Consider the following 25,412-nt stretch of genomic DNA (forward strand, 5'->3'; position numbering starts at 1 on the left):
GGCATGATCAGAAGAGGTCCAACTGTTCCCCCTTCGGCTTCCGCCGGCCGCCCCGGCCCGGCTCCGGCTGCCGGATCAACCGTCCGGGAATCTCCCCTGCGAAGCGGGAAAGCGGCCGCTCGGCAGGCCCGACCCAGGGGCGTTCAGAGGAGGCGCTGAGTACGAGCGTCTCCTTTGCCCGGGTCATCCCCACATAGAACAGACGTCGCTCCTCCTCCACGTCCACGTCCCGCCAGAGGGTACAGGGGATGAGCCCCTCCTCGCACCCCGCCAGGAAGACCAAGGGGAATTCCAGTCCCTTGGAGGCATGGAGCGTCATGAGTGCCACCGCCTCGGCCCGCTCGTCATAAACCGTTTCGGCGGCATACTCCCGCAGATGCCGATCAAAGGCGACGATGTCCCGGCCGAAGCTTCCGGCAAGGGCCAGGAGCCGCCTGCAGTCGGCATGCCCCTGATCCGTGCCGAACAAGGTCAGGGCCTCGCCCAGGGCCGGAGCGATCCCCTCCCGACCGGCCGTGGACCGGAAGCGCTCGAGGAGAGCGGTCAGCTCGGCCATCCGACGCGCAACAGAGGGCGGCAGCTCGACACCGGCCACGAGCGCCGGGAAATCGCCGGTCAGGGGAAGGGCCTCTTCCAACCGGCGGATGGTACCCTCGCCGATCCCCGGCAGATCCTGTGCCAGGGCCAACCAGTCGGCCAGCTCCGTACTCCCCGCCGCTGCCCGGACAAACCGGGTGGCCGCGCCCGCGACCGGGCCGAGGAAGTAGGGAACGGCCCCCACCAACTGGAACGGAATTCCCCGCCGGTCCAGGGCGTTGGCCAACTCGTCGGCCTGCCGCGCCAACCGGTAGAGTATGGCGATGTCGCCGAAGCTCCGGCGGCTGTCCTGGTCGCCGCCCCGGCCCGAGGTGATGGAGAAACTGCTGATCCCCCCCATGAGTTCCTCGATGCGCCGTACAATGAACTCGGCTTCCGCCGCCGGCGTCGGAGCCCTGTACAGCTCGATCGCTCCCTCCCGCGCCGTGGCAGGCGTGAGACTGATGCCGCTCCTGAGCCGGTTGTGGGCGATGACGGCCGATGCGGCCTCGATGAGGGACGCCGCCGACCGGTAGTTGCGGCTGAGGTCCAGCCGCCGGGTGGCGGGAAGGTCGGCGAAACTGAAGAAAAAAGAGGGGTCGCTCCCCCGGAAGCCGTAGATGGCCTGGTCGGGATCACCGATGGCGAAGATCGTGGCCTCTTCCCCCAAAATCTCCACCAGGGCGTACTGGGGAGCGTTCAGGTCCTGAAATTCGTCCACGAAGAGATGGGCGACTCCGGCGCACACCTGTCGCCGGAAGGTCTCGTCGCCTCTCAGGCGGCGGACCAGGGCCGGGACCACGTCGTCCAGGTCCATGGCGCCGCGCCGGGCCAGTTCGTCCAGGTAGAGGCGCACCGGCTCCGGTGCGTCCCCACCATTGTCGCGATGCAGAAAGTCGGCGATCTCCCCGGCCAGGCCGTTCCGCTCCCGGACGCCGAACGCGGGAAAGAGGCGCCGCAACAGCCGCTCCCGGCTTTCGTCCCCCACCACGACCCGGTCGGGGTCCTCGCGCCGGAGCCAGTCGAGGCAGAAGCGGTGGAAGGTGCCGACAAACACCTGCCCGGCAGCCTCGCCCGCCGCAGCGGCCAGTCGCTCCCGCACCTCGGCGGCTGCCCGGTTCGTGAAGGTGATGGCGCAGACCCGGGCCGGGTCCGTGCCCGGCATTGCCAGCAGCGCCGCAAGCCGGGCCACCAGGGTGTAGGTTTTGCCGGTACCCGGGCCTGCGGCCACCAGCACCCGGGATGCACCACAGGCGAGCGCCTCGGCCTGGCCGGGATCGGGTCCCGCGGCAGGCGCCGGATCGGGCGGGGTCACCGATCTCCGCCCGCCGGCTGCCGGAGGCCGGCCGGCCGCTTTGGGGCGCCCCCGCCGGGGTGACTCCCCGTCACTGAAGAGCCCCCCCTGTCCTGACAGCCGGGCCACTTCACCCTCCTCGAAGACCTTGATGGTTCCGTACTCGCCGTCGAAGCCCCCCTGGCGGATGACCCGCCCCTCTCTCATCCGGACGATCGCCTCCGCCAGGACCGGCGACACGGCAGCGATCTCAGCGGGTTCGGTTCGGAGGAGAATATCCAGCTCCGAACCGAACCGGTCGATCAGCCGGACATAGTGGCTCATGACCTGCTTGGAGGCCGGCCCCACCCCGAGGATTTCCCCCACCACTTCCGTCAGCGGCACCAGACTGAAGAACGCCGGGGCGTCGGCAGGATAGAGCGGCGTGTCCCGGTCGGCCAGTTCCAGCACCCGGTGGAGCACCCCCACGGTGAGGGGGCGGCCGCACACGGGGCAGCGGCCCCCGTGCCGGCGCGTCTCGTCGGGTTCGAAGCGGATGCCGCAGTCCCGGTGACCGTCCATGTGGTACTTCCCCTCCTCGGGAAAGAACTCCACAGTGCCGCTGAAGGTTTCGCGGCGGTTGCCCTTCAGGGCGTCGCGCAGTGAAAAGAAGTCAAAGCCGGTGCTGAAGAGATTGGCCTCGCGCCCGAGCCGGGACGGGGAGTGGCAGTCAGAATTGGAGATGAGGGAGAACCGGTCCAGGGCGGAAATCAGCCGGTTCATGTCCGGATCGGAGGAAAGTCCGGTCTCCAGGGCAAACACGTGGGGGGTGAGGTCGCCGAAGCACTCTTCCACGGTATCGAAACCGGACTTGGAGCCGAACAGGGAAAACCAGGGGGTCCAGATGTGGGCCGGCACCAGGAATCCGTCCGGCGTTGCCTCCAGCAGGATTTCCAGCAGGTTCCGGGAGTCGAGGCCGAGGATGGGGCGGCCGTCGGACTCGATGTTGCCGATACCGGCCAGCCGGGCGTTGATCCGTTCAGCCGCTGCAAAGTCAGGGACGTAGAGGAGGTTGTGCACCTTGCGCACCACGCCGTGCCGCTTGTAGATGCAACTGATCTCGGCGGTGAGCATGAAGCGGACCGGTGCCGAGGAGGGAGCGAGCCCGGCCAGAGGCGCGGGGACATTCTCGTCCCGCAGCCGGAAGAAGCCCGGCTCGGCCGGCTCCAGCACCTCCCGCAGCCGGGCGAACCACCCCGGGTGGGTAAAGTCGCCCGTGCCCACCACCTGAATCCCCTTCACCCGCGCCCACCCGGCAAGCCCGGCAGGATCGCACTCCTTGCTCGTTGCCCGGGAAAAGGGCGAATGGATATGGAGATCGGCGCAATAGTCCATGGCAGAGGTACCCCCTGGATCGACGTTCGTGAGTACCATCAACCGTACACGTCAACCGGGCGCCTGTCCATCCCCTATTCCTCCGCCGGGGGCGGCACTCGGCCGGTTTATCCGGAGTACGGCGGAGAGGCGGGATTGAGGCTGCGCGAGTTACGATGTTGCGGGATCCTTTCTACTTCTTGCCGCAGCAGCCTGACTCCCCCCCCTGCAGTGCCCATGACTCAACCTCCCAGTCCCAGGGGCACGCTCCCCTGGTAGACGGTAAACGCCCCCGGGCCAGAACCGAACCATTTTCAGGAGCCGAACTCCTGGCGCATGGCGATGCACCCCACGCACGGCACGAAGGGTAGCAGAAACGCCTTCAGGGCCTTGTCCCAGGGGCATCATGGGAACTCCTGTCGTGAACATCCCGCTAGGGACGTGATTCGCTGCCCCCTGCCAGCGTTGCAGAATATACCGTCTAGAAACTGATCAGCGAGCGCAGACCCAGGGCCACCACGTCGTCCCTGCTGCTGTCCCCCAGGGGATCGATCAGGTACTGAACCACAGGCGCGATGCTGATCTGCTCGCTCACCTGGACCTTGTAGTAGAGCTCCGCCAGCTTTTCCTGGTTGTCCGCGCCCACGGCCTTCACCTGCCCGTAGGCAACGCCGAGGACATCGTCCTTGCGCCCGGGCAGCAGCCCGGCGTACTGACCGCCGAAGCTCCAGGCCATCTTTGTGGCGTAGACATCCTCGTCACGCTGGCCGTAGCGTACGAACAGGGTGAGCTTGTCGGTCACCTGCTGGTCAGCGCTGATCCCGAACCCGAAGGCGTTTTTATCCTTCAGTTTAACCTCGCCATCGGCACGCGCCCCGTCCAGACTGCCGTAAACGCGGTAGGTCCCTTCCAGTTCGCCGACCTTGATCGTGTAGTCCAGCGCGGCTATGCCGTAGCCGTGCGAGAACACGTCCTCCGTGTCGGTGTCGCCGCTGCCGTAGCCGAGCCCGAAGGTGAGCGACTCTCCCAGCTTTGCCTGGAGCCTTGCTCCCGGCCCGTTTCCGGGGGCACCCAGAACCGCCGAGTTCACGAAGGCTCCGGCCAGAAACTGGCTGTTCTCGTCGTTTGCCACGCCGTTGGCGTCGAAGTAGTTGGTCAGGTCGATCTTGCCGGCGGTTAGGATCAGGCGTTCATCGAACGCCGCATGCTCTACCCATGCTTCGCGGAAGCGGACCGTATCACCGGTGCTGCCGGCCACGGCGTTCAGCAGCGAGAAGCTGGGCACCCTGGTGTCGATGCCGTCGCCGCCGGTCGCCTCCACGTCGATCACCGCGATGGTGTTCTCACCCACCTTGAAACTGAAGACCAGGTCTCCCCTGCCGACCACGTCCACGTGGTCGGAGGGCTCATTGCCGATGGAGCCTTGGAGGACCCCCACCAGTCCCCCGCTGAGGGAGATGTTCTTGGTGATGGCGGTGAGCCTGGTGCCGAGACCCTCCCGGCGCTGCTGGAAGGTACGGGTGCGTGCCAGGAGCATTTCCCCGCGCAGTTCGTCCTGGAGCTCCGCCAGGAGCACCAGGTCTTCCTTGGCCACGGCGGCCGAGCCTTCCTTCACCACTTTCTCCGCCAGTTTCTCGGTCAGCAGCTCCAGCACCACCGCCAGGTCCGTGCGGGTGTAGCACACCTGGCCCGCCTCGAATTCCTTTGAGAACAACCCCTCCACCTGATACGTGGCCGCAAGCCGTAAGATCTCCTGGCAGGCCTTGTGCTTTACCTCGACCTTCTCGGGAAGAGCAAATTCCGGATTGCGCGCCTGGGCTCCCGTGGAGCCGACGACCAGACTCCCGAGCAGCGCGAGACCCACCACCAACACCTTCTTCACGTTCCGCATGTCCCCTCCTTGTTGTGTCCCTCTGGTCGCGAGATAGCGCCTTATGCTACACCGACCGCAAATAATAATGATTTCCATTTTCAATGATTGGCTGAACGCTGTCGACGGCAGGCAGACCGCTACCGCAAGACCATGACCGACCACGGTTTTCGCGTGCGTCGCTTTTCACAAAAAACTGTTGTCAGAAATGGGTTTTCCGCCGACCAATGTCCGGTCGATCCGATTCCCCGGCATTGGCAACCGTGGCGGCAAGACAACTCAGGCAATCCCTGAGCGTGCAGACACCACACGAATGGTGCATAAAGACTGGAATACCGTTTTGCTTTGCTGCGGCCAAGGCCTCGTTCTTCGCCCGGTGGGACACCTTGTTGGTGAAGATGACCAAGGCATCGAAGCGCTTCAATTTGACGGCGATATTGTGTACCGACTGGGAGAACATACGCAGCTCCACCCCTGAACGGACCGCCTCTTCCCGATAGTGTTTCTCCAGGCGGTCCATGCCGCCGATCACCGCAATGCACATGGCCTTACCTCCGAAATTATGAGTTTCAATTTCATCAAAAAGCGATGACTGAGCGTAGGGACCCGTCCGCCAGACAATCGAGCGCCGACGTGCAACTGTTCAAGCGTTCCGCCATCCGCGCCCGGCAACAGCGAAAGACTTCGGCAAGGCGCAGACTCTCCCCGGGATCGCCGAATATCTTCCACGGCCCCTGGCAGGCGAACGGAATCCTCACCAACCCCATGAATGCCGCCACATCTTTAAGGGGATAGCCTAGAAACACCCCGACCTCATGAGGGAATCGGCCACCGTCAATGCGAGTCGACAGTTCCGTCAGCACCTCATCAAGCCCGGTTGCAGCACCGTATCCCGCCCGCGCCAGCACTGCTGAAGCACTGGGGCGGCGCAGCAGCGCCTCAAGGGCTTCCGGGCGATAAAGAAGCAGCAACAATGAATCCCCACGGTCGGACAACTCCCGGACGGCAAGGCCGCTCTCGCCCAGCACCATCGCCCCCCACTGCTTCCAGAGGGTGTAAAGGTTGCGGCCGCATGCACGGGTACGGTTGGCGATACCGATCAGGTTGGCGGGCTTTTCGCCCGCAAGCACCTCAGCCGCTTCCAGCGCGAGAAACGACGCCAGACACTCCCGGGGCTCATCGAACCGTTCCGCCAGATCGTGCCAAACCGGCCGCCGGACACCGTGCCGCATTTCCGAAATCATCTGCCCCATGGCAACCCCTTTCCCTCGTCAGTACGTGACCGTGATAGCGTTAAGCTCTTCCTTGGTAATGTCGGGCCATTTTTTGAGATTCCAGCCTCCGACCCACGCCTTGAAAACCGCGAGGTTTCTTTGCCGCTCTTCCTCGGTGGCACCGAGATACCGGTACATATTCCCCGGCTTGGCATCCTTGCTGTTTTTGCCGTCGTCAAGCCTGCGCATGAGGGCGCCGGTGTCAGGCCACGCCGTATAAAAAACCAGGTGGCTGTATGTGTCCATCCGCATCCCCTGCCCCTTGGCAAGCCATTTTTTCTTCTCGGCCTTGAAGGCGTGGTATTCGGGGGCAGCATCCGCGCCATGGCAGCCTGCACACCTGACATCGAAGATCGGCTTGATGTCCTTGCGATAGGTCACCTCGCCACCCCATGCGGAAGCCGCAACCAAAAGGCTCATACCAAGCGAAAAAATAGTTGTTTTTTGCACATTAAACTCCTTATTGATCTTGAAAATGTTTTTCATTTTTATCAAGGCCAAGGATATGTTGTCAATGTTTTTTTGCAGTCGGCGCCCCGGAACGTCTCCAACTGTGCCTACAGGGAGGCAGCCGCATTTCCATGATGTATTAAAGTGTTGATTCTCCGACGCCGGTTTCTTAGAATACGGCCAGCTTCAGGGAAAGCGGGGGACACGTGGTCACAATCCTACTCATTGCCGATCAAGCTCGGCTAGAAGGACTCTTCAGCTTCACGAAGGAGTCTTCTCAGATTCACTTCAGGATGTGTCGGACCCTGAACCAGGGCACCGAGGAGATGGCCGAATCTTCCCCTGACTTCCTCTTCATCCAGAACCATCTGTCGGGACTTTCGGGCGAAATTCTCGCACGGCACCTGATCTCGGGCCAAACGAACGGGCGGCCGACGATCGTTCTGTTCGGCGATGCGGCCGAGTGCGCACCGGTGCCAGGCATAATCGACTCCTGCCTGGACCTCACTCAGGCGGATGTGATCCTCTCCGCCGCCATTATCGGTCTCATTGCCGGCGCCATGCACTCGCAAGACGAACCGGCAGTGACGGAGGCAGGGGCCGAAACGGAGGAGGAACCGGCGACCGGCGAGGAGGCCGCCACCCCATCCCAGGCGACGCAGACGGCCGACCATGTTCCACCGGCTCCTGAACCAGCGGAACCATCCCCCTTTGACCAGAAATTGAAAAGTGTCATAAAAGAAACCCCTCCCCCCGTACCTCTGGCCGAGATCGAGGAGCAAGTCGCCCTTGGCAGGCAGGCTGAACCTGCCCATGAAGGCGTGCCACAGGAAAAACCCGTCCGCAGTCGGTCCGGCGCCTACCGGTCCACTGTCAGACCGGTCGCTATCGGGACAGCGGTGCTGATTGTCGCGGCAGCGGTCATCTATCTCGTCGTCTCGCTTGGCACAAGCTCCACAGCGCGCCGCACGAATACCCCGGTTACCGAGATTAAACCTGCGGCTTCCGGCACAGCGCAGCAGAAGGCAGCGTCTCCGCCGCCGGCACCCGCCCCGGAGACATTGCCTCCGGGGACTCCGGCGATCGCTCCCGCCCAGACTCCACCGGCCGGCATGTCCGGACTGCCCCCCTTCATCCCCCGCCAGAACCCCGACCGCACGTATGGCGAAAAAAATCCCGGATGGGAACGATACCTGGGCGCACGCACCGAGTTCAAGGTCTACCGCGAGGCAGGAGTCGTCAAGGCGATCCAATCCATCGACCGCAGCGGTGTCGGAATCCCCGAATCATTCATGCGCGGAGCCCTTGAGCAAATGACCCGGGTACGGCAGTTCTCAATCAACGAGAAGGAAACCAAAGGCTCTTTCCACGTGGAAAAGGGTACGACCACGGCCGGGGCCAGGATACTGATCTACCGGACAGCGCCCAAAGGCTCCATCAGGGCGTTTGTAGTCTATTTCCCCTGATGGCCCCGCCATCCGCTCTCCGAGGAACCACATGAACACATGCCATTTCTACCGGGTCCCGTTGCTTCGTGCCGCTCTTCTGCTCATGGCCATTGGCGCCCCGGCGTCAGCCTCCGCCACCTCGTTCGAACTCGATGTGAAAGACCTGCAGACCGTTGCCCCGGCCAAGCGCACCCCCAAGCGCAAGGCACCCGCCCCGGCCGCGTCTGCCGAAACCAAGCGCGACACCACCCATGCCGAAACGAAGGGGGGTGTTTCCCGTTATACCGTTAAGCCGGGTGACTTCATCTTCAAGATACTGATGCGGGAATACGGCCTTTCAAATGCGGCGGCGGAAGCGCTCATCCCTGAAATCCAGAGGATCAACAACCTGCGGAGCATCACCAGTCTTTCGGTTGGACAGACCATCCTCATCCCCCTTGCGGGACCGCGCACTAACGGACGCGCTCAGGAGACCGATGAACGCCGAAAGCCGGCCGAACCCGCCGTAGCCGCGACGCCCGCCCCTCCGGAGCCGTCGGCCCAGGCTGCTGTGGCGCCCTCCCCGACTCCACCGTCCGAGCAGGCAGCGCCCCCTGTCACTGAAGCCGCCGCTCCCGTGCCCCCCCGGCCCGAGCCGGCGCCGGCAACGCGCCCCGCTGAAGCAGCACCACCGATCTCCCCGGCACCGGTCGTCGTTTCGGCGCCCTCCTCTTTCAGCCGGAGGCTCATCACCCTGTGGCAGAGCCTCGTCCCCGGCCAGGGAAGGGTGGAACCCATCACGCTCAACGGCAGGGTGCTCCCGCCAGAGGAATTCCCCCTTCTTCTCGCCGCTGACGGTGGAAAGATACTGGTCGACATGAAAGGGACCCTGCTCCCCCGCGACAAAAGCGCCTTGGCTGAAAAACATCCCGACATCAGGCTGGTCTCGCGCGGAGCCGGCAGTGAACGCGATTTTTTCACCGCCCTGCTGCGCACTGCGGAATTTGCCCACGTGGAAGAAGACGCCGTCGTCACAATAGGCTCCGATCCCCAGCTCACGGTCAAGGCCGACTACCGAATAACCAGGCTGCCGGCAGCTGCCACGCGTGGACCGGAAAATGTGTTTCTCTTTCTTGAACGTAACGGGTCCTGCCTCCCTGCAGCACTCATCTCGACCCTTGCCGATAACGGGATCAACAGTGTGGAATTCTGCGATGTCGCTCCGCAGCCGCCGTCGGTACCGGGCTACGAGTTGAGGAGCGTGACCGGCACGACCCCGTGCGAGTTGGCCGTCCAATTGCTTGATGTCCTGGCCGTGAAGCTTGACCGCAACCGGATTGTATCGGGCTCCATGGGGGAGAATGCGGAGAGCCGGTTCAGCATCCGCGTGGAAGGATATTTTGAAAACGACGGGAAGAAGTTCATCCTGAGCTGTAACGACAATGACTCCTACAACTACACACTCTTTCGCCTGCTGCAGCTGGAAGGCTACGGCATCATCCAACTGGGAGGCAAAGACGACTTCGCCACCGTCGCGGACAGGATCCTCACGGCTCTGCGCTATCCCCACTCCTTCGGCCGCCATGATTTCACCCATGGCCGTTATACCGTATCGGCGCTGGGGTTCAGGGTGACGCGGCTGGGACCGGTTAGCGGCCGCATGCTGATCATCGATCACCCCGTGGACCCGGCATTCGCAGAATTATTGCAATGGGAACGCTAGCAGCATAGAGGCGGAATATGCAAAGAGGGGGGTGTCTCCGTCGGGACACCCCCCTCTTTGCATATGAACCGTCTGCCGATCGGTTGAGTGGTTGAAGCTTACTGACCAGCCATCTTGAGGAAGGCGTCCGCACGATAGAGTGTTGCATCGGGGACCAGTGGAGAGGACGGATAACGGGCCAGAAAGCGCTCGAACAGCTCAACGGACTGTGAATAGGCTCCCGACTTGTATGCGCTCACTCCTTTCTCGTAGAGAGAGTGCTCGTTATCGTCCGCCTTAACCGTTTGAGATCGGGACGCTTCCGCAGCAGGCCGCGAAGGCGCGGGAGGGGCGGCGGCCGCTGGCTCCGGCGTGCGTGCGGATGTGGTCACAGCAGACTCCCGCTTTGCCTCCCGGTGGGCCGCGCCCGGCGCAACCTTTTCCCGGGCGGGGCGAACAGCTGGCTCTTTTTTTGCCGCGGCGGCCGGAACAGCGGAGGGCTGTTGGCTGAACACCGCTTTCGGACCGGCCGGGGCCACCGGCACCATGAGTTTGTTGCCGGCGTAGATAAGGTCGGGGTTCTTGATTTCGTTGAAGAGAAGTATCTGGGGATAGTACCCGCCCTTACCGTTGTACTTGCGGGAGAGGGAATACAGGGTATCCCCCTTCTGGACGGTAATGCTCTTGACGAGCACCCCCTCGTCCGGACCCGAAGGACGGCTCCCCTCCGAAGCCCCGGGCGCATAGAGAAGGTATTCCCCGCCGGCCGCCAGGGAGGCCATGGAGAGGACGAGGGAGGCGGAAACAACCCTGAGTGCGCTCTTCATATCAGTACCTGTTCCCCAACTGGTCTTGATACTTCAGGACATTCTTGACCTGGATGCTCGTCCCCACGGCCGTGCCCGAACGGACGCGGAACGTTACCTTGATGGTGCGTTTCTCGCTGGCGCCCAGTTCGTCGAAGGTCCAGAGATAGTCGCCGTTGGCATTCCGGGCGAACGAAGGATCGGACGCCACCAGCTCCAGGTCCTTGGGCATGGTGCTCTGGAGCTCGACACTCTTGGCCATGTTTGAACCGCGGTTCGTGAAGTTCAGCTCGAATGAGGAAACCTCGCCCGGCTTCAGGCGTCCTCCCTTGCCGCTCATAACCAGGTCCACCACCGGCCGTGAGTAGAGGAGGCGCAGCGAGGCAAGAGCACCCCGGGCCTGGTCGGTCTCCGGCACGAAGGCCAGGGACACTGTGGCGGCAGTCCCGTCGCTCTCCGAGAAGGGAGTGGACAGATCGAGGATCACGTACGATTCTTCCTTGGGCGCGAGGGGGCCCACGTGGTTGATGATCGGCTCGTTGTTCTGCCGAATGCCGTCGCGGTTCAGGTCCTGGTAGACGGTATAGGCCACGTTCGGCGGAAGATTGGGCTTGATGATAACATCCTCGCGCTGGTTGCCGGTGTTGGTAACCACCAGAGGTATCGAAACCTGCTGGCCCGGAATCACCACAAGCTTCTCGCTGGCGGTCCTGACGGCCACCCCGCTTACCGGTTTGACCACTGCCGCCGCAGAGATGAACGAATCGCGAGTCTGCAGCTCGCTGTTGACCAAGTCGGCGCGCAGGAAGAGTTCCTGACGTGCAATGGCCTCATCCTTGAGCTGGAACGTCACCTCGAACTCCCGGCTCTCGCCGGAGACAAGCCGCATTCCGTCCAGAACGAGAGCCGCCTTCATTTCCTGCTTGAACCCAGCCTCGCCAAAGCCCACCGGCTCATACTGAGGCGGGTAGTTCAAGCGAAGCGCCACTCCCTGGGCAGCGGCGGTACCGATATTGAGGAGCACAACCCGATAGGAGACCTTGTCCCCGGGAAGCACCTGATTCTTGTCCGTCTTGACCACTGCCCGCAGGAGCGGAGCCGATGCGGTCAGGAAGATGTCCCGCGCCTGGGAGGCCTCGCGGTCGAGCCGCGAAGCGACCTTGATCGGATAGACGAGCTTCTGTCCGTCAATAGCTTCGCGAGGCACCGCAATGGAGAGTATCCCCCGGAATCGTTCCCCCGGCGCCAGGGAAGGTGTCAGATTGATCGGCATCTCCTTCCGGCCGGCATCGGCGAACTGGGCTCCGAATTCGGAGGGGAAACCCGATTCAAGATAGAAGCTGTCGGTTCCGTTGCCCCGGTTGACCACTTCAAAGGGGATCTCGTGGCGTTTTCCGGCCTCAAGGCCCTGGGCCGGGGCTTGAATCATCAGATCGGCATCGGCGAACTGCCCCACTTCCAGCGTGAGAATCTGGGCATTCTTTTCGGGGAGTGCCGGAGGGGCAGCGGCAACGGCCGGACTTGGCGCGACATGGGTGATTCCCATCTCCGCGAGCTTGGCGGCAGCAGCAGCGGCGGCCCGGGTCCCCGGGAAGCGGTCGATGAGCGATTTATACTCGGCAACGGCCTTCTCGCGCAGAGCGGCCCGCTTCTGTTCCTCGGCGCGGCGAACGGCGGACTGTTCAGTCTCTTCCTTCTGGCGGGCAGCCTTCTCGGCAGCCAGGCGTTCGGCAGCCTCCCTGTCGCGCCGGGCCTGGTCGGCGGCCACGCGCTCGGCTTCGACCTTGGCTGCCGCCGCCTGCTCCGCTGCTCTCAATTCTGCGGCACGACGCTCGGCAACCGTCTTCTCTTCTGCTGCCTTCTGGGCGGCAACCCGCTCAGCTTCGGCTCTCTCGCGGGCAGCCTGCTCTGCGGCACGACGCTCGGCAACCACCCTCTCTTCTGCTGCCTTCTGGGCGGCAACCCGCTCAGCTTCGGCTTTCTCGCGGGCAGCCTGCTCTGCGGCACGACGCTCGGCAGCCGCCTTTTCCTGAGCGGCCTTCTGGGCGGCAAGCCTCTCAGCCTCCACCCGTTCGCGGGCAGCCTGCTCTGCGGCAAGGCGCTCGGCTGCCGCTTTCTCCTCAGCCGCCTTCCGAGCGGCAGCTTGACTCGCAGTGGTAGCGGTAGCAGTGGCGGCGCCTACCGCCTCGACAGCTGTGGTGGCAGCGCCGGCAGTAACGCCCGCCGCTTTCTGGGCAGCCTGCTCAGCAGCCTGGCGGGCAGCGGCGGTCTTTTCAGCCAGGGCCTGGCGGACAACCGAAGGCTCCGATACCGGCGTCTCGGCTCCACGTCGAGCCATTGCCGGGAGTTGCTCCCCCTTGTCGTAACGTGTTACGAGGCTGAGGAGATCGTCCTCCACGGTCCCCTTGAGAGGACTGTCGGGGTATTCCTTGAAAAACTGCGACATATAGCGGGCGGCATCCCGCTCGTACCCAGCTTTGAAACTTGCCCGGGCAAGCCAGAAAATGGCCATGTCGCGCAGCGGCGTATCGGGATACTTGTCGAGGACCGCCTTCATCCGGTCGATGGCTGCTTGGTAGTCCTTCTTTTGATAGGCGTTGAAGCCGGCGATGAATATCTGTGAGTCTTCAGAGGTGACGGCAAAGGCTGGGGAGGTAAGAAGCGACGCGATTATGAGATATCCGGCAAGGCACCTGACAAAGGTAGTGCGGAAGGATTTCATAAAATTCACGGGCTTAACCTTTCCAGTGGCTTGCGGGGAGTGTAAGTAATCAGTTCAGTTACATAGCATCATAACCGTGGCTTGTCAACGGGGAATACCGGCGCGAACCCCCGTAATTACGCGATAAACGGGCCAACGAATCGACTGTTGCCTGAGGATGGCTTCGCCTTCCCAAAACTGCTGCCTGCCGCTATACTGGCATTCATGTTCGACACCAAGCGACTGACAACCCTCCCTGATGCCCCGGGTGTCTACCTCATGAAGGGAAACGGCGGGGACGTTCTGTACGTGGGGAAGGCCAAGAACCTCCGCAAACGGGTCCGCTCCTATTTCAGCAAGGGGGGAGAGTCACGCTACCATATCCGGTTCCTGGTGGGACGGGTCGCCGACATCGACGTGATCGTCACCGACACGGAGAAGGAAGCCCTCCTCCTCGAGAATACCCTTATCAAGGAACATCGCCCCCGGTACAATCTGGACCTGCGGGACGACAAAACCTACTTTTCCCTCCGACTCGACATGAACGAGGAGTTTCCCCGCCTGACCATCGTGAGACGGCCGGCCAGGGACGGAGCCCGCTACTTCGGCCCCTATTCCTCTGCTTCTGCCGCGCGGGAGGTCCTCAAGCAGTTGTACAAGCTCTTTCCACTCCGCCACTACCCGCTGGAGACCTGCCGCCGCCGCAGGCGCCCCTGCCTCTTTTACCAGCTCAGGCAGTGCGCCGCCCCCTGCCACGGGCTCATCTCGGGCGAAGATTACCAATCGCTGGCAGAAGGCGCGGCCTTGTTCCTTGCAGGAAAAAACAGCGACCTGACCCGCCTCTACCGGCAGCGCATGGCCGCGGCAGCAGCGGATGAACGGTATGAGGACGCCGCCCGCTACAGGGACTTGATCCGCGCCATCGAGGTCACCGTGGAGAAACAGAAGATGGTGGCCGGCGACGGCGACACTGACGTGGTCGGATTCTTTCGCGACGCCACAGATCTTTCCGTCTCGATCCTCTTCTACCGCGGCGGCCGCCTCATGGGGAGCCGCAATTACCTCCTGGACTGGGAAATGGATGACGCCGAAGGACTCTCGTCGTTCCTGTCCGGCTACTTCAACAGGGATGTCGTCATCCCTGATGAAATCCTCATCCCCTTCACCGTGGACGACACGGACCCCCTCGGCGAACTGCTAACGGAACGGCGGGGCAAAAAGACCGTTCTCCGCCACCCCGTGCGAGGGACCAAGGCAGAACTGGTAAGGCTGGCGGCGAGAAATGCCGAGGCGTACCTGCGTGAAAAGCGGGAAAAGGACTCCGGCATGGAGCAGGTCCTCGGGGAGCTCAAGGAGAAGCTCCACCTGGCCAATCTCCCCCGACGGATTGAATGCTACGACATCTCCACCATCCAGGGCCGCTATTCCGTGGGAAGCAGGGTCCGGTTTCAGAATGGCGCTCCGGACAAGGCGGGATACCGCCGCTACCGGATACGGACCGTTCCCGGCACCGACGACTTCGCCATGATGCACGAAGTTCTTTCCCGGCGCTTCAGGGACGGACACGGCGGGGTCGATCGGCCGGACCTCATTGTGATTGACGGGGGAATGGGGCAGTTGAATGTGCTGACCGCAATCCTGGAGGAACTGGGGCTTCACGGCATCGATGCCGTCTCCTTGGCAAAAAGCAGGGTAGAACGAAATATGCCCGATAATGAGGTGGTCCGGAGCGACGAACGGGTCTTTCTCCCCGGCCGCCGCAACCCGGTGGTGCTCCGGCAGAACGGTGCACCGCTTCTGCTCCTGGCACGAATCCGGGACGAAGCTCATCGTTTCGCCATAACCTATCACCAGAAACTGCGCGGCAAAGGCTCGATCCGATCGATCCTGGAAGGCATTCCCGGCATTGGTGAAAAGCGCAAACGTGAACTGCTGAAACATTTCGGCAGCATCAGGGCACTGCGCGAGGCGGACCGAGAACAGCTTGCCGCCGTCCCCTCCGTCTCCCCCGCCCTGGCGGATACCATCTGGAAGTCCCTTCGCGGCGAAGAGCCCGAGGCGCCATGACGCAGACACTGAAAACAGAAGGCGGCCCCCCGTGCGGGAAGCCGCCTTGTATGCGGACAGCGTGAATCGAAGCGCCTTACTTCTCAGCCAGCAGCTTCTTCACCAGGTCTTCCATTTTTCTCAGGGTCTCATCGGAACCGCCCATGAACTTTTCCGCCACGTTACCCTTCTTGTCGATGACGTACACCGTCGGCAATGACCGGAGCCCGTAGTCGGTTTGGATGTCACCGGATGCCAGGGCAACGGGATAGTTGATCCGCTTGCTGGCGATGAAATCCTTGACCCCCTTCTCGTCACCCTCGTCGAGAGAGAGTCCGAGAATCTGGAGACCCTGCTTGCCGTATTTGCGATTGAGGGTTACCAGGTGAGGGATGGCATCTCGGCAAGGGGGGCACCAGGTGGCGAAAAAGTCGACCACCAGCACATAGCCCTTGTAATTGGCCAGGCTGATGGGCTGGCCGGAAGTGCTTACCACCTTGAGAGGAGGAGCCGGCTCACCCTTTTTGGGCAGGGCGAAGGACGGCGATGTGAATCCGCTCACGATAACGAAGGCCGCTGCTGCGACGACCCCAAGGATACCGGTAACCTTCATAAGACTCCCTCTTGTGCCGATTACAGCGCTTTTTTGATAAGCGCTTCAAGTTGGGCTTTGGGCACGGCCCCGACGACCTGATCCACGACCTTGCCCTCCTTGAAGAGGATAACGGTGGGGATGCCGCGCACGCCGTACTTGCCCGGAGTTCCAGGGTTATCATCAACATTAACCTTGCCGACCTTCACTTTTCCGTCAAATTCGTCGGCAATGGCATCGATGACTGGAGCGATGGCCTTGCAGGGGGCGCACCAGGTGGCCCAAAAATCAACGAGAACCGGAACGGGCGACTTGAGCACCTCGCTATCGAAGGTATCGTCACTGAATGTGAGGACTTTGTCGCTGGCCATGAAAGCCTCCTTTGCCGAAAAGAATAGTATTTTTAGAATATAGCCGAGCAACTTCAAAACATCAAGGAGGAAATCGGTCGCAATCGTCGCGATTCCCTCCACCGGGTGCCGTTTCCGGCAAGTGCGTCGCCCTTGGCAAAAGCGGTGAAATCTGCTACACCAGGACCACTGCGGTGCATTTTATTGGCACCAGGGAAACAAACTCATGACATTCCTCCCCATCAACATTAACGTATCCGGTCGCCCCGTTACTATTGTGGGCGGCGGAGGGGTCGCCAGGCGCAAGTGCCTCTCGCTGCTGGAGGCCGGTGCCCGGGTGACGGTCGTTGCCCCCCGGCTTGATGAACAGTTGATGAAGCTGGCCGATGAAGGCGCGATCTGCCTGGCGCAGCGACCCTATGCCGACGGCGATCTGGCTGGGTCGGTCCTGGCCTATGCCGCTACCGACGATCCGGCTGTTAACCGGGCAGTGGCCGAGGAGGCCCATAACAGGGGGATTCCCGTTGACGTCACCGACGATCCCGAACGGGGGAGCTTTACCAGCCCGGCCGTCCTCAGACGAGGCGATCTGGTTATTGCAGTCTCCACCGGCGGGGGCGCTCCCGGCTTCGCAGCACGAGTCCGGGATGATATTGCCGAAATCATCGGCCAGGAATATGCTGAAACCCTACTCATACTTGGCGCGATTCGTGAAAAGCTGTTGACTGCGTCAAAAAACGCCGCATACAATAAGCACATTTTGCACGACCTGTCCGCCGCACCGCTGCCTGAAATGGTCAGATCGCGGAACTTCGAGGAACTGGACCGAACCCTCGCACGCATCGCCGGTCCCGACTTCACCCTGGAAAACCTGGGATTCGGGAGAAAGGACTCCCCATGAACGCCGTTCTTTTCGTCGCAACACTACTGCTCTACCTTGCTGCGACCGTCGCCTATCTCGCGTTTCTCGTCAAACCGCGAGAGGTACTCGGCAAGATCTCCCGATGGGTACTGACCGGCGGATTCGCGGTCCATGCCGTCTATACCGTGGACCGCTATATCGAGGCGGGCTACACGCCGATTACCAACCTGCACGAATCGCTCTCCTTTTTCGGCTTGGCGATCGCTGGGGTCTACCTGATCTTTGAGCGCAAGTACCGCACCATCATCCTCGGCTCCTTCGTTACCCCCCTCGTGCTCTTGATCCTGATCGGCTCCACCGGCTTCCCCTCGGCCATCTCGCCGCTCAATCCGGCTCTCAAGAGCCGCTGGCTCGCCGTCCATACGGTCATGGCGTTCCTGAGCTACGCAGCGTTCGCGGTAGCCTTCGGCGCCGCCATCATGTACCTGATCCAGGAGCATTTTCTCAAGAGCAAGAAGCTCGGCGCACTCTACCAGAAGCTTCCCTCCCTGGACGTGCTCGATGAAATCAACTACCGCTGCCTCACCCTCGGCTTTCCACTCCTTACCTTCGCGATCATCAGCGGCGCCATCTGGGCGGAAAGCGCATGGGGCACTTACTGGAGCTGGGACCCGAAGGAAACCTGGTCCCTCATTACGTGGTTCGTCTACGCTGCACTCCTCCACGGCCGGCTCACCACCGGCTGGCGCGGCAAAAAGGCGGCGTGGCTCGCCATCATCGGTTTTTTCGTGCTCCTCTTTACCTTTCTCGGCGTGAACCTTTTCATGTCGGGGCTGCACAGCTACACGTGAGAAAAGAGGCATACTGATATGAACATTGTTGTGGTGGGGCTCTCGCACAAGACAGCCTCCGTGGAAATTCGCGAGAAAATCGCTTTTGCCCCGACCCAGATGGAAAAGCCCCTGCGGATGCTCATCGCCATCGACGACATCGCCGAGGCGGTAATCGTCTCCACCTGTAACCGGGTCGAGCTCTACGCGTCGACCCGAGACGTAGCCGGCGGCATGGCACGGCTCAAACGCTTCCTGGGCGACTATCACGGTGTCCCCGTCGAGGTTCTTGAGCCCCACCTGTACAGTCATCACGGGGAGGCGGCCATTCGTCACGTGTTCCGGGTAGCGGCAAGCCTTGACTCCATGGTCGTGGGCGAACCCCAGATTCTCGGCCAGATCAAGACCGCCTACGGTTACGCCGCGGAGTTCAGGACTTCGGGCATCATCCTCAACCGCTTCCTGCACAAGGCATTTTCCGTGGCCAAACGGGTCCGTACCGAGACGAAGATCGCCTCGTCGGCCGTTTCGGTCTCATTTGCCGCCGTGGAGCTGGCCCGCAAGATATTCGGCGACCTTTCCGACAAGACCGTCATGCTCATCGGTGCCGGTGAAATGTGCGAACTGGCGGCGAAACACTTCCTGAACAACGGTGCGCGCGGCGTCATGGTCACCAACCGGACCTACGAGCGGGCCGAACGGCTCGCCGAAGAGTTCGAGGGAAAAGCGATCCACTTCGAGGATCTCTTCGACCAGCTCCACAAGGCGGACATCGTCCTCTCCTCCACGGGCGCCACCCACTACATCATCCGGCCCAAGGACATCGACGAGGTGATTCGCCGCCGTAAGATGAAGCCCATGTTTTTCATAGACATCGCCGTTCCCCGGGATATCGACCCCAAGGTGAACGACGTGGAGAACGTCTATCTCTACGACATGGACGATCTCCAGAATGTGGTCGCCTCCAACCTCCAGCAACGGGCCGAGGAAGCCAAAAAGGCGGAAGGCATCATCGAGGAGGAGATCGGCCAGTTCTACAAATGGATATCAAGCCTTGAGGTCACGCCGACCATCGTGGCCCTGCGCTCCAAATTCGAGGATGTCCGTCGGGCCGAACTGGAAAAGACCCTCTCGGCCTGGAAAGACCTGCCCCCCGACGGGGCTAAGCGGCTGGAGGCACTCACTGCCGCCATCGTCAACAAGCTCCTCCACCCTCCCACCGCCACTCTCAAGCGAACCGGCCAGGGGGGGCGAACCGATCTTTATGTGGACGCCCTGCGCACCCTCTTCGATCTCCAGACGGAGCTTCCGGAGCCCGAAGGAAGCCTGGAGCTTGAGGAGTGACCCGCTGCTGCATGTATGTTCTACCCCATTAACGAGACAGTAAGGAGACCGGAAACCTATGGCACTTAACCGCCTCAGAATCGGAACCCGGGCGAGCCAGCTCGCTCTCTGGCAGGCCAATTGGGTCAAGTCCGAGCTGGAAAAACGCTACCCCGGCATGGAGGTCGAGCTGGTCAAGATCAAGACCATCGGCGACAAGATCCTTGACGTCCCCCTGGCCCAGGTGGGTGGCAAAGGACTCTTCGTGAAAGAGATCGAGGAGGCGATGCTGAGGGGCGAAATCGACATCGCCGTGCACAGCATGAAGGACGTGCCGACCGAGTTTCCCGAAGGCCTCGGACTGGTCTGCATCACCGAGCGTGAAGACCCTCGTGATGCTTTCATTTCCAACGGCGTGACCTTCGCCAATCTGCCCCAGGGGGCGAAAATCGGTACATCGGCGCTGCGCCGCCAGGCCCAGCTCCTCAAGGTCCGTCCCGACCTCGAAATGGTAATAATCCGCGGCAACGTGGAGACGCGTATCCGGAAGCTCACCGAGGACAAGCTGGACGCCGTCATCCTGGCTGCCGCAGGCCTCAAGCGCCTCGGATTCACCGACGTGGTAACCGAATATCTGCCCGTTGATCTCTCCCTGCCGGCCATCGGCCAGGGCGCCCTGGGCCTGGAGTGCCGCCTCGACGACCAGGCCGTCCGGGAAACCATCGACTTTTTCAACCACCCGGACACCGCCCACGCGGTACGGGCCGAGCGGGCACTGCTCTGGCGCTGCGAAGGAGGATGCCAGGTTCCCATTGCCGCCCACGGCCAGGTGAGCGGAGATTCCCTCGTCCTGACCGGCTTCATCGCCTCCGTGGATGGCACCCGTTCCGTCAAGGAGAGCATGTCGGGGCCGGTGACCGAGTGCGAGAAGCTCGGCATCGCCCTGGCCGAGAAGCTCCTCGCCGACGGCGGGCACGAGATTCTCGCCGAGGTCTACCAGCGGGAAGTGTCCCGGGAGAAGGAAATCCCGGTTTAATCGTCCATCCGCTTCACCGTCTCCGGCCACAGGGGCATGGAGGGATTCAGAGGAAACCTGCCCGGACCTTCTTCCTCCGAAATTCTCTGTGCCCCCTGTGGTCGGCTTTTTTGCACAATGACCATGTCCACAGCGTCCCGTAACAATTGCCTTGTCTACCTCATCGGCGCCGGCCCCGGCGACCCGGGCCTCATCACGGTTCGGGGCCGGGAATGCATCGCGCGGGCCGATGTGGTCATTTACGACTATCTGGCCAACAACGAGCTCCTCTCCTTCGCCCGTCCCGATGCGGAACTCATTTATGCCGGCAAGGTGGGGGGTCAGCACAACCGGGCCCAGTGGCAGATCAATGAGCTCCTGGTCCGCAAGGCGCTTGAGGGACGCATCGTGGCGCGCCTCAAGGGAGGCGACCCCTTCGTCTTCGGCCGGGGCGGCGAGGAGTGCGAGGCCCTGGTCACCGCCGGCGTACCCTTCGAGGTAGTGCCGGGAGTGACCGCGGGAATCGGGGCTGCGGCCTACGCCGGCATCCCCCTCACCCACCGTAACGTCACCACATCGGTCGCCTTTGTCACGGGACACGAGAGCCCGGGCAAGGAATCTTCGGACATCGACTGGGAAGGGCTGTCACTCGGCAGCGGCACCGTTGTGTTCTACATGGGAGTGAAGAGTCTCCCGCACATTACGGAGAACCTCATGACCCACGGCCGGCGCGCCGACACCCCGGTGGCCCTCGTCCGCTGGGGAACCCGACCGGAGCAGGAAGTTCTGGTGGGAACGCTGGCCGACATCGCCGACAAGGTCCGCCGCACAGGGTTCAAGGCACCGGCCATAACCGTTGTGGGCGAGGTGGTCCGGCTGAGGAAAACGCTTCGCTGGTTCGACAACCGGCCCCTTTTCGGTCGCAGTATCATGGTCACCCGCGCCGCCGACCAAGCGGGCGAATTCAGCGTCATGCTCCGTTCCCTGGGCGCACGGGTGCTTGAGTGTCCCACCATCGCCATCGTGCCACCCGAGAGCTGGGATGACCTCGACAGCGCCATCAGCCGCATCGATACCTTTGACTGGGCCATCTTCACCTCATTCAACGCGGTTCGCTTCTTCTTTCAGCGGCTGGACGCCGCGGGCCGTGACTCGCGCGCCCTGGGAGCCTGCCGGATCTGCGTCGTGGGCCCGAAAACGGCCGAAGCCCTTGCGCCCTACGGAATCCGGCCCGACCTGGTGGCCGCAGACTATAAAGGGGAAGGGGTTATCGAGGCGCTTCGCGACGTACCGTTGGCCGGCAAGCGGGTCCTGTTTCCCAAAGGGGACCGGGCGCGGGACGTGATCCCCACGGGCCTTGCAGCCTTCGGCTCCCATGTCGAGGCGCCGATCGCCTACCGCAACGCCACGCCCGAGGCGCTCCCGGCCGGCGTTGTCGAGGAACTGGAGGCCCGGCGCGTTCACTGCGTAACATTTACCTCCTCGTCCACCGTGCAGAACCTGGCGGCCATCCTTGGCGAGAACAGAATGCTCCACCTGCTGGAAGGGGTAACCATAGCCTCCATCGGGCCCATCACCTCCCGCAGTTGCCGCGAACTGGGACTGCAGGTCCATATCGAGCCGCAGGAGTACACCCTGGCGGCCCTCGCCGCCGAGATGGTCCGCCACGTCGCGGCACCTGCCTGAGCCACGTTCACGGGGCAGTAGAGTTGAATGGAGCCCTTGCTCACCGACACCCATTGCCACCTGGACGCCCCGCCCCTGCGAGGGCGCCTCGACGAGGTCCTGGCTTCGGCTCGCCATGCCGGCGTCGACCGGATCATCATCCCCGGCGTTACCCCTGAGGGATGGGATGAGATCGCCCTCCTGCCCCACAGGTACTCCTGTGTCTTCGCCGCCTTCGGCATCCATCCCATGTACGCGGACCGGGCCGACGACCAGACCCTCGCCCGGCTCGCGGAACTGGCGCGTGATGCCGTTGCCGTCGGTGAAATCGGCCTCGACTACCTCTGCGCCGTTCCCCGCCCCGTTCAACAGGCGGCCTTCAGGGCACAGCTCCGCGTGGCAGCGGAGGCCGGCGTTCCCGTTCAGATTCACTGTCGCCGCGCTTTTACCGACCTGCTTGCCATCCTGCGCGAAGAGAATATCTGCCGCATCGGCGGCGTGATGCACGCCTTTTCCGGGAGCGCCGAAATCATGGCAGAGTGCCTGAAACTCGGACTCCACATTGCCGTTTCAGGGGTGGTGACACGCCCAAACGCGGTCCGCTCACCGGAAATCGCACGCATCATTCCGGCGGACCGGCTACTTCTGGAGACCGATGCCCCCGACATGACGCCCAACTCCCGGCACGGATGCCCCAACGAGCCGGCATTCCTCCCGGAGACGGCCCAGCGGGTGGCTGAGCTCCGGGGAACGACCATCCGGGAACTCGCCGCCCAGACTACCCGAAACGCCCTCTGGCTCTTCCGCCGGATCGACACAATATAACCCATTGCCCTGACACCGAGGTCCCCCATGTCCCTTCACCGTTTTTCACGCACCGAGATCCTGATCGGCCCCGAAGGGCTTCAGCGGCTGCACGGCTCGACTGTTGCCGTGTTCGGCCTCGGCGGAGTCGGCAGCTTCGCGGCAGAGGCCCTCTGCCGCGCCGGAGTCGGTCGGCTGGTCCTTGTCGATTTCGACGACATCTGCCTCACCAACGTCAACCGGCAGCTCCACGCCCTGGACGGGACCGTGGGGCGCGCCAAGGTGCAGGTCATGGCCGAACGCCTCCGCCTCATCAATCCCCGGGCGGACATCGTCCCGCACAAGGACTTCTACGAGGCGGGGAACAGCGACTTCCTCCTCTCGGGGGGTCATGACTACGTGGTGGACGCCATTGACCACATCACGAGCAAGCTCCACCTGATCAGAAGCTGCAAGGAGCGGGGGCTGCCCATCGTCTCAAGCATGGGGGCCGCCAACAAGCTCGACCCGGCTCGGATTCGCGTGGCTGACATCGCCCAGACGAGCACCTGCCGCATGGCCAAGGTGGTGCGAAAGCTCCTCCGCAAGCAGGGGATCACAAACGGCGTCAAAGTGGTCTACTCCACCGAAGAGTATCGCGAACAGGCCATGCCTGATGCCGGGTGCAGATCCGACTGCATCTGCCCCAATAAAGAGGAACAGCGCTTCTCCTGTGAGCACCGCCGGACGATCCTCGGCAGCATCTCCTTCATTCCCAGCATATTCGGCCTCACCATGGCCGGCGTCGTGGTGAACGACCTGCTGGAGCCCCGTTGAAAATTGCGTTGACCGGTTGAACGGCGCACAAGTGCCGCTATACTGTGTTTACACAATCGATATGATGGGATGAAAGGAGGAATACTTCATGGGCAAGGAATATTCGGTACAGGAAGCTCTTAAGCTGGCAATCAAGGGTGAAAAGGACAGCATGGACTTCTACCGCAAGGCAGCGACTGTTACCAAGAATGAGCGGGCAAAAAAAGTCTTCGACCTGCTCGCCAATGAAGAAGTCGGCCACCTCAAGGCATTCTTCGACCACTACAAGGGGGGCGATTTCGGCGACATCACCGTCTACATGGCCCAGCCGGTCGACACCAAGAATCCGACCTACATGGCGCTCGTGAAGGCCATCGACGAAGAAACCCACGAGCAGAAAGCGCTCGAAATCGCCCTGAAAGAGGAAAAGGCCTGCATCGACCAGTACACCGTCCTTGCCAAGGACATTATCGATCCCTTGGTCAAGGGAATCTTCCAACAGGTCATCAAGGAGACGGAAAAGCATCTGGTGCTGATCGAGGAGGAGTATCGGCACGTTATGACCATGGTCCACGAATCGGACCAGGACACGTACGTGCGGGAATAGTCCCGTGAACGGCAGCCGGGATGCCACAGGAACGGAGAAGCCTCTACCTTTCCCGGCCAGCGCCCATCTTCCGTGAAGACAACACAACAGCCCCCTCTTCCCGAGGGGGTGACCAGAGTGAGGGGGAAACGCAGAGAGCGGCCCCCTCATCCTGCTCTCGGCCAGGGTATCCCCCATTACCGGCTGGGTGCGGCAGTTGTTGCCACCATGACTCCGTATATTGTATATTTGATGGCGGCCCGACTAACTGCTGTTATACTACGTCCCATGAAAAAACAATCCCCATCAAAGCCCTCTGAGAAAGAACCCTCCACGGCTCCAGCACAAAACTCGCTGTCAGGTCAAGCCCCCCCTCCCCATTGTCGGCATAGGCGCCTCCGCCGGCGGGCTGGAAGCGCTGGAACAGTTCCTGCGGCACGTGCCGCAAGGGTGCGGCATGGCCTTTATCATAGTCCAGCACCTGGACCCGGCCCACAAGGGGATCCTGCCCGAACTGCTCCAGCGCACTACCGGAATGGCGGTCTTTCAGGCCAGGGACCGGATGCGGGTCAAGCCGGACTGCGTCTATGTGATCCCCCCCAACAAGGACATGTCCATTCTCCACGGGGTGCTGCACCTGTTCGAGCCGACGGCGCCCCGCGGCCTGCGCCTTCCTATCGATTTCTTCCTCCGTTCCCTGGCCGAAGACCAGCAGGAGCGCAGCATCGGCGTCATCCTTTCCGGCATGGGCTCGGACGGCACCATGGGGCTGCGGGCAATCAAGGAGAACGCGGGAGTGGTGCTGGTGCAGGAGCCTGCCTCGGCCAGGTTCGACAGCATGCCCCGCAGCGCCATCGATGCCGGGCTGGCCGACCTGGTGGCCCCGGCGGAGGAGCTGCCGGCCAAGATCATCGAGTATCTCCGGCACGCCCGCGTCCTCACCGGGACCGAGCGCCCCCTGGAGGAGAAGGACCAGAGCGCCCTGGAGAAAGTCCTCATCCTGTTGCGGGCCAAGACCGGCCACGACTTCTCCCTGTACAAGAAGACCACCATGTACCGACGGATCGAGCGGCGCATGGGGATTCACCAGA

20 protein-coding genes and 1 pseudogene are annotated in these 25,412 nt (G+C 62.5%); 12 read left to right on the forward strand and 9 right to left on the reverse strand.

Annotated features, from left to right (window positions below; genetic code table 11):
• Window positions 1-7 precede the first annotated feature (7 nt).
• The 5 genes from AABA48_RS13600 to AABA48_RS13620 form a co-directional block, all read right to left on the reverse strand.
• A complete protein-coding gene (locus AABA48_RS13600) occupies window positions 8-3,283 on the reverse strand; it encodes a UvrD-helicase domain-containing protein (protein ID WP_286350900.1) in 3,276 nt (1,091 codons plus the stop codon).
• Window positions 3,284-3,704: 421 nt separating this feature from the next.
• The gene (locus AABA48_RS13605) at window positions 3,705-5,114 is read right to left on the reverse strand and encodes a carbohydrate porin (protein WP_286350901.1); all 1,410 of its coding nucleotides are present in this window, start codon (window positions 5,112-5,114) and stop codon (window positions 3,705-3,707) included.
• 181 nt (window positions 5,115-5,295) lie between these two features.
• Window positions 5,296-5,637 (reverse strand): DUF2325 domain-containing protein, encoded by a 342-nt coding sequence (locus AABA48_RS13610; RefSeq protein WP_286350902.1) that lies wholly within the window; start codon window positions 5,635-5,637, stop codon window positions 5,296-5,298.
• Between the two features lie 34 nt (window positions 5,638-5,671).
• Window positions 5,672-6,346 carry a DUF3793 family protein gene (locus AABA48_RS13615; protein ID WP_286350903.1) on the reverse strand — a complete coding sequence of 225 codons (675 nt, stop codon included), beginning with the start codon at window positions 6,344-6,346 and terminating at the stop codon, window positions 5,672-5,674.
• Window positions 6,347-6,364: 18 nt separating this feature from the next.
• Window positions 6,365-6,853: a cytochrome C gene (locus tag AABA48_RS13620; protein WP_338270657.1), complete on the reverse strand. Its 489-nt coding sequence runs from the start codon at window positions 6,851-6,853 to the stop codon at window positions 6,365-6,367.
• Between the two features lie 170 nt (window positions 6,854-7,023).
• Between AABA48_RS13620 and AABA48_RS13625 the strand changes: the two genes are divergently transcribed.
• Window positions 7,024-8,283, forward strand: coding sequence for a hypothetical protein (locus AABA48_RS13625; protein WP_324309083.1), 1,260 nt, complete (start codon window positions 7,024-7,026; stop codon window positions 8,281-8,283).
• Window positions 8,284-8,314: 31 nt separating this feature from the next.
• Window positions 8,315-9,967, forward strand: a complete 1,653-nt coding sequence (locus tag AABA48_RS13630) for a LysM peptidoglycan-binding domain-containing protein (protein ID WP_338270658.1) — start codon at window positions 8,315-8,317, stop codon at window positions 9,965-9,967.
• 98 nt (window positions 9,968-10,065) lie between these two features.
• Here AABA48_RS13630 and AABA48_RS13635 read toward each other — a convergent pair whose 3' ends face one another.
• Both AABA48_RS13635 and bamD read right to left on the reverse strand, forming a co-directional pair.
• The gene (locus tag AABA48_RS13635) at window positions 10,066-10,773 is read right to left on the reverse strand and encodes a LysM peptidoglycan-binding domain-containing protein (protein WP_338270659.1); all 708 of its coding nucleotides are present in this window, start codon (window positions 10,771-10,773) and stop codon (window positions 10,066-10,068) included.
• Between the two features lies 1 nt (window position 10,774).
• On the reverse strand, window positions 10,775-13,483 hold the full coding sequence (bamD, locus tag AABA48_RS13640; RefSeq protein WP_338270660.1) for an outer membrane protein assembly factor BamD: 2,709 nt from the start codon (window positions 13,481-13,483) through the stop codon (window positions 10,775-10,777).
• 195 nt (window positions 13,484-13,678) lie between these two features.
• Here bamD and uvrC point away from each other — a divergent pair, with 195 nt between their 5' ends.
• Window positions 13,679-15,520, forward strand: a complete 1,842-nt coding sequence (uvrC, locus tag AABA48_RS13645; RefSeq protein ID WP_338271295.1) for an excinuclease ABC subunit UvrC — start codon at window positions 13,679-13,681, stop codon at window positions 15,518-15,520.
• A 76-nt stretch (window positions 15,521-15,596) separates the two neighbouring features.
• Here the strand turns inward: uvrC and AABA48_RS13650 are convergent, their stop codons facing one another.
• Window positions 15,597-16,112, reverse strand: a complete 516-nt coding sequence (locus AABA48_RS13650; RefSeq protein WP_286350909.1) for a TlpA family protein disulfide reductase — start codon at window positions 16,110-16,112, stop codon at window positions 15,597-15,599.
• Window positions 16,113-16,132: 20 nt separating this feature from the next.
• On the reverse strand, window positions 16,133-16,462 hold the full coding sequence (gene trxA / locus AABA48_RS13655; protein ID WP_010943892.1) for a thioredoxin TrxA: 330 nt from the start codon (window positions 16,460-16,462) through the stop codon (window positions 16,133-16,135).
• Window positions 16,463-16,667: 205 nt separating this feature from the next.
• Here trxA and AABA48_RS13660 point away from each other — a divergent pair, with 205 nt between their 5' ends.
• The 9 genes and pseudogenes from AABA48_RS13660 to AABA48_RS13700 form a co-directional block, all read left to right on the forward strand.
• Window positions 16,668-17,342, forward strand: a complete 675-nt coding sequence (locus tag AABA48_RS13660; protein ID WP_338270661.1) for a precorrin-2 dehydrogenase/sirohydrochlorin ferrochelatase family protein — start codon at window positions 16,668-16,670, stop codon at window positions 17,340-17,342.
• Entirely contained in the window at window positions 17,339-18,154 is an 816-nt protein-coding gene (ccsB, locus tag AABA48_RS13665) for a c-type cytochrome biogenesis protein CcsB (RefSeq protein WP_286350911.1), read from the forward strand. The genes AABA48_RS13660 and ccsB overlap by 4 nt, the downstream gene beginning before the upstream one ends.
• 18 nt (window positions 18,155-18,172) lie before the next feature.
• Window positions 18,173-19,477, forward strand: coding sequence for a glutamyl-tRNA reductase (hemA, locus tag AABA48_RS13670; RefSeq protein WP_010943895.1), 1,305 nt, complete (start codon window positions 18,173-18,175; stop codon window positions 19,475-19,477).
• A gap of 58 nt (window positions 19,478-19,535) precedes the next feature.
• Window positions 19,536-20,492, forward strand: a complete 957-nt coding sequence (hemC, locus tag AABA48_RS13675) for a hydroxymethylbilane synthase (RefSeq protein ID WP_338270662.1) — start codon at window positions 19,536-19,538, stop codon at window positions 20,490-20,492.
• Between the two features lie 117 nt (window positions 20,493-20,609).
• Entirely contained in the window at window positions 20,610-22,157 is a 1,548-nt protein-coding gene (cobA, locus tag AABA48_RS13680) for a uroporphyrinogen-III C-methyltransferase (protein ID WP_338270663.1), read from the forward strand.
• Between the two features lie 36 nt (window positions 22,158-22,193).
• Entirely contained in the window at window positions 22,194-22,961 is a 768-nt protein-coding gene (locus AABA48_RS13685) for a TatD family hydrolase (RefSeq protein WP_286352536.1), read from the forward strand.
• 27 nt (window positions 22,962-22,988) lie between these two features.
• The gene (locus AABA48_RS13690; RefSeq protein ID WP_338270664.1) at window positions 22,989-23,756 is read left to right on the forward strand and encodes a tRNA threonylcarbamoyladenosine dehydratase; all 768 of its coding nucleotides are present in this window, start codon (window positions 22,989-22,991) and stop codon (window positions 23,754-23,756) included.
• Window positions 23,757-23,844: 88 nt separating this feature from the next.
• Window positions 23,845-24,342: a ferritin family protein gene (locus AABA48_RS13695; RefSeq protein ID WP_286350916.1), complete on the forward strand. Its 498-nt coding sequence runs from the start codon at window positions 23,845-23,847 to the stop codon at window positions 24,340-24,342.
• A 418-nt stretch (window positions 24,343-24,760) separates the two neighbouring features.
• Window positions 24,761-25,393: pseudogene (locus tag AABA48_RS13700) on the forward strand (chemotaxis protein CheB); the annotation flags it as partial.
• Window positions 25,394-25,412 lie beyond the last annotated feature (19 nt).

Source organism: Geobacter sp. 60473 (genome assembly GCF_036323535.1).
Classification (GTDB): Bacteria; Desulfobacterota; Desulfuromonadia; order Geobacterales; family Geobacteraceae; genus Geobacter; species Geobacter sulfurreducens.

Bases quoted from the DNA above. Each gene is read 5' to 3' on its own strand.
- AABA48_RS13695 (WP_286350916.1), top strand. From the start codon at position 23,845: ATGGGCAAGGAATATTCGGTACAGGAAGCTCTTAAGCTGGCAATCAAG.
- uvrC (WP_338271295.1), top strand. From the start codon at position 13,679: ATGTTCGACACCAAGCGACTGACAACCCTCCCTGATGCCCCGGGTGTC.
- AABA48_RS13600 (WP_286350900.1), bottom strand. From the start codon at position 3,283: ATGGTACTCACGAACGTCGATCCAGGGGGTACCTCTGCCATGGACTAT.
- trxA (WP_010943892.1), bottom strand. From the start codon at position 16,462: ATGGCCAGCGACAAAGTCCTCACATTCAGTGACGATACCTTCGATAGC.
- AABA48_RS13605 (WP_286350901.1), bottom strand. From the start codon at position 5,114: ATGCGGAACGTGAAGAAGGTGTTGGTGGTGGGTCTCGCGCTGCTCGGG.
- AABA48_RS13610 (WP_286350902.1), bottom strand. From the start codon at position 5,637: ATGTGCATTGCGGTGATCGGCGGCATGGACCGCCTGGAGAAACACTAT.
- hemA (WP_010943895.1), top strand. From the start codon at position 18,173: ATGAACATTGTTGTGGTGGGGCTCTCGCACAAGACAGCCTCCGTGGAA.
- AABA48_RS13660 (WP_338270661.1), top strand. From the start codon at position 16,668: ATGACATTCCTCCCCATCAACATTAACGTATCCGGTCGCCCCGTTACT.
- AABA48_RS13635 (WP_338270659.1), bottom strand. From the start codon at position 10,773: ATGAAGAGCGCACTCAGGGTTGTTTCCGCCTCCCTCGTCCTCTCCATG.
- AABA48_RS13615 (WP_286350903.1), bottom strand. From the start codon at position 6,346: ATGGGGCAGATGATTTCGGAAATGCGGCACGGTGTCCGGCGGCCGGTT.
- AABA48_RS13630 (WP_338270658.1), top strand. From the start codon at position 8,315: ATGAACACATGCCATTTCTACCGGGTCCCGTTGCTTCGTGCCGCTCTT.
- hemC (WP_338270662.1), top strand. From the start codon at position 19,536: ATGGCACTTAACCGCCTCAGAATCGGAACCCGGGCGAGCCAGCTCGCT.
- cobA (WP_338270663.1), top strand. From the start codon at position 20,610: ATGACCATGTCCACAGCGTCCCGTAACAATTGCCTTGTCTACCTCATC.
- AABA48_RS13620 (WP_338270657.1), bottom strand. From the start codon at position 6,853: ATGAAAAACATTTTCAAGATCAATAAGGAGTTTAATGTGCAAAAAACA.
- ccsB (WP_286350911.1), top strand. From the start codon at position 17,339: ATGAACGCCGTTCTTTTCGTCGCAACACTACTGCTCTACCTTGCTGCG.
- AABA48_RS13690 (WP_338270664.1), top strand. From the start codon at position 22,989: ATGTCCCTTCACCGTTTTTCACGCACCGAGATCCTGATCGGCCCCGAA.
- AABA48_RS13650 (WP_286350909.1), bottom strand. From the start codon at position 16,112: ATGAAGGTTACCGGTATCCTTGGGGTCGTCGCAGCAGCGGCCTTCGTT.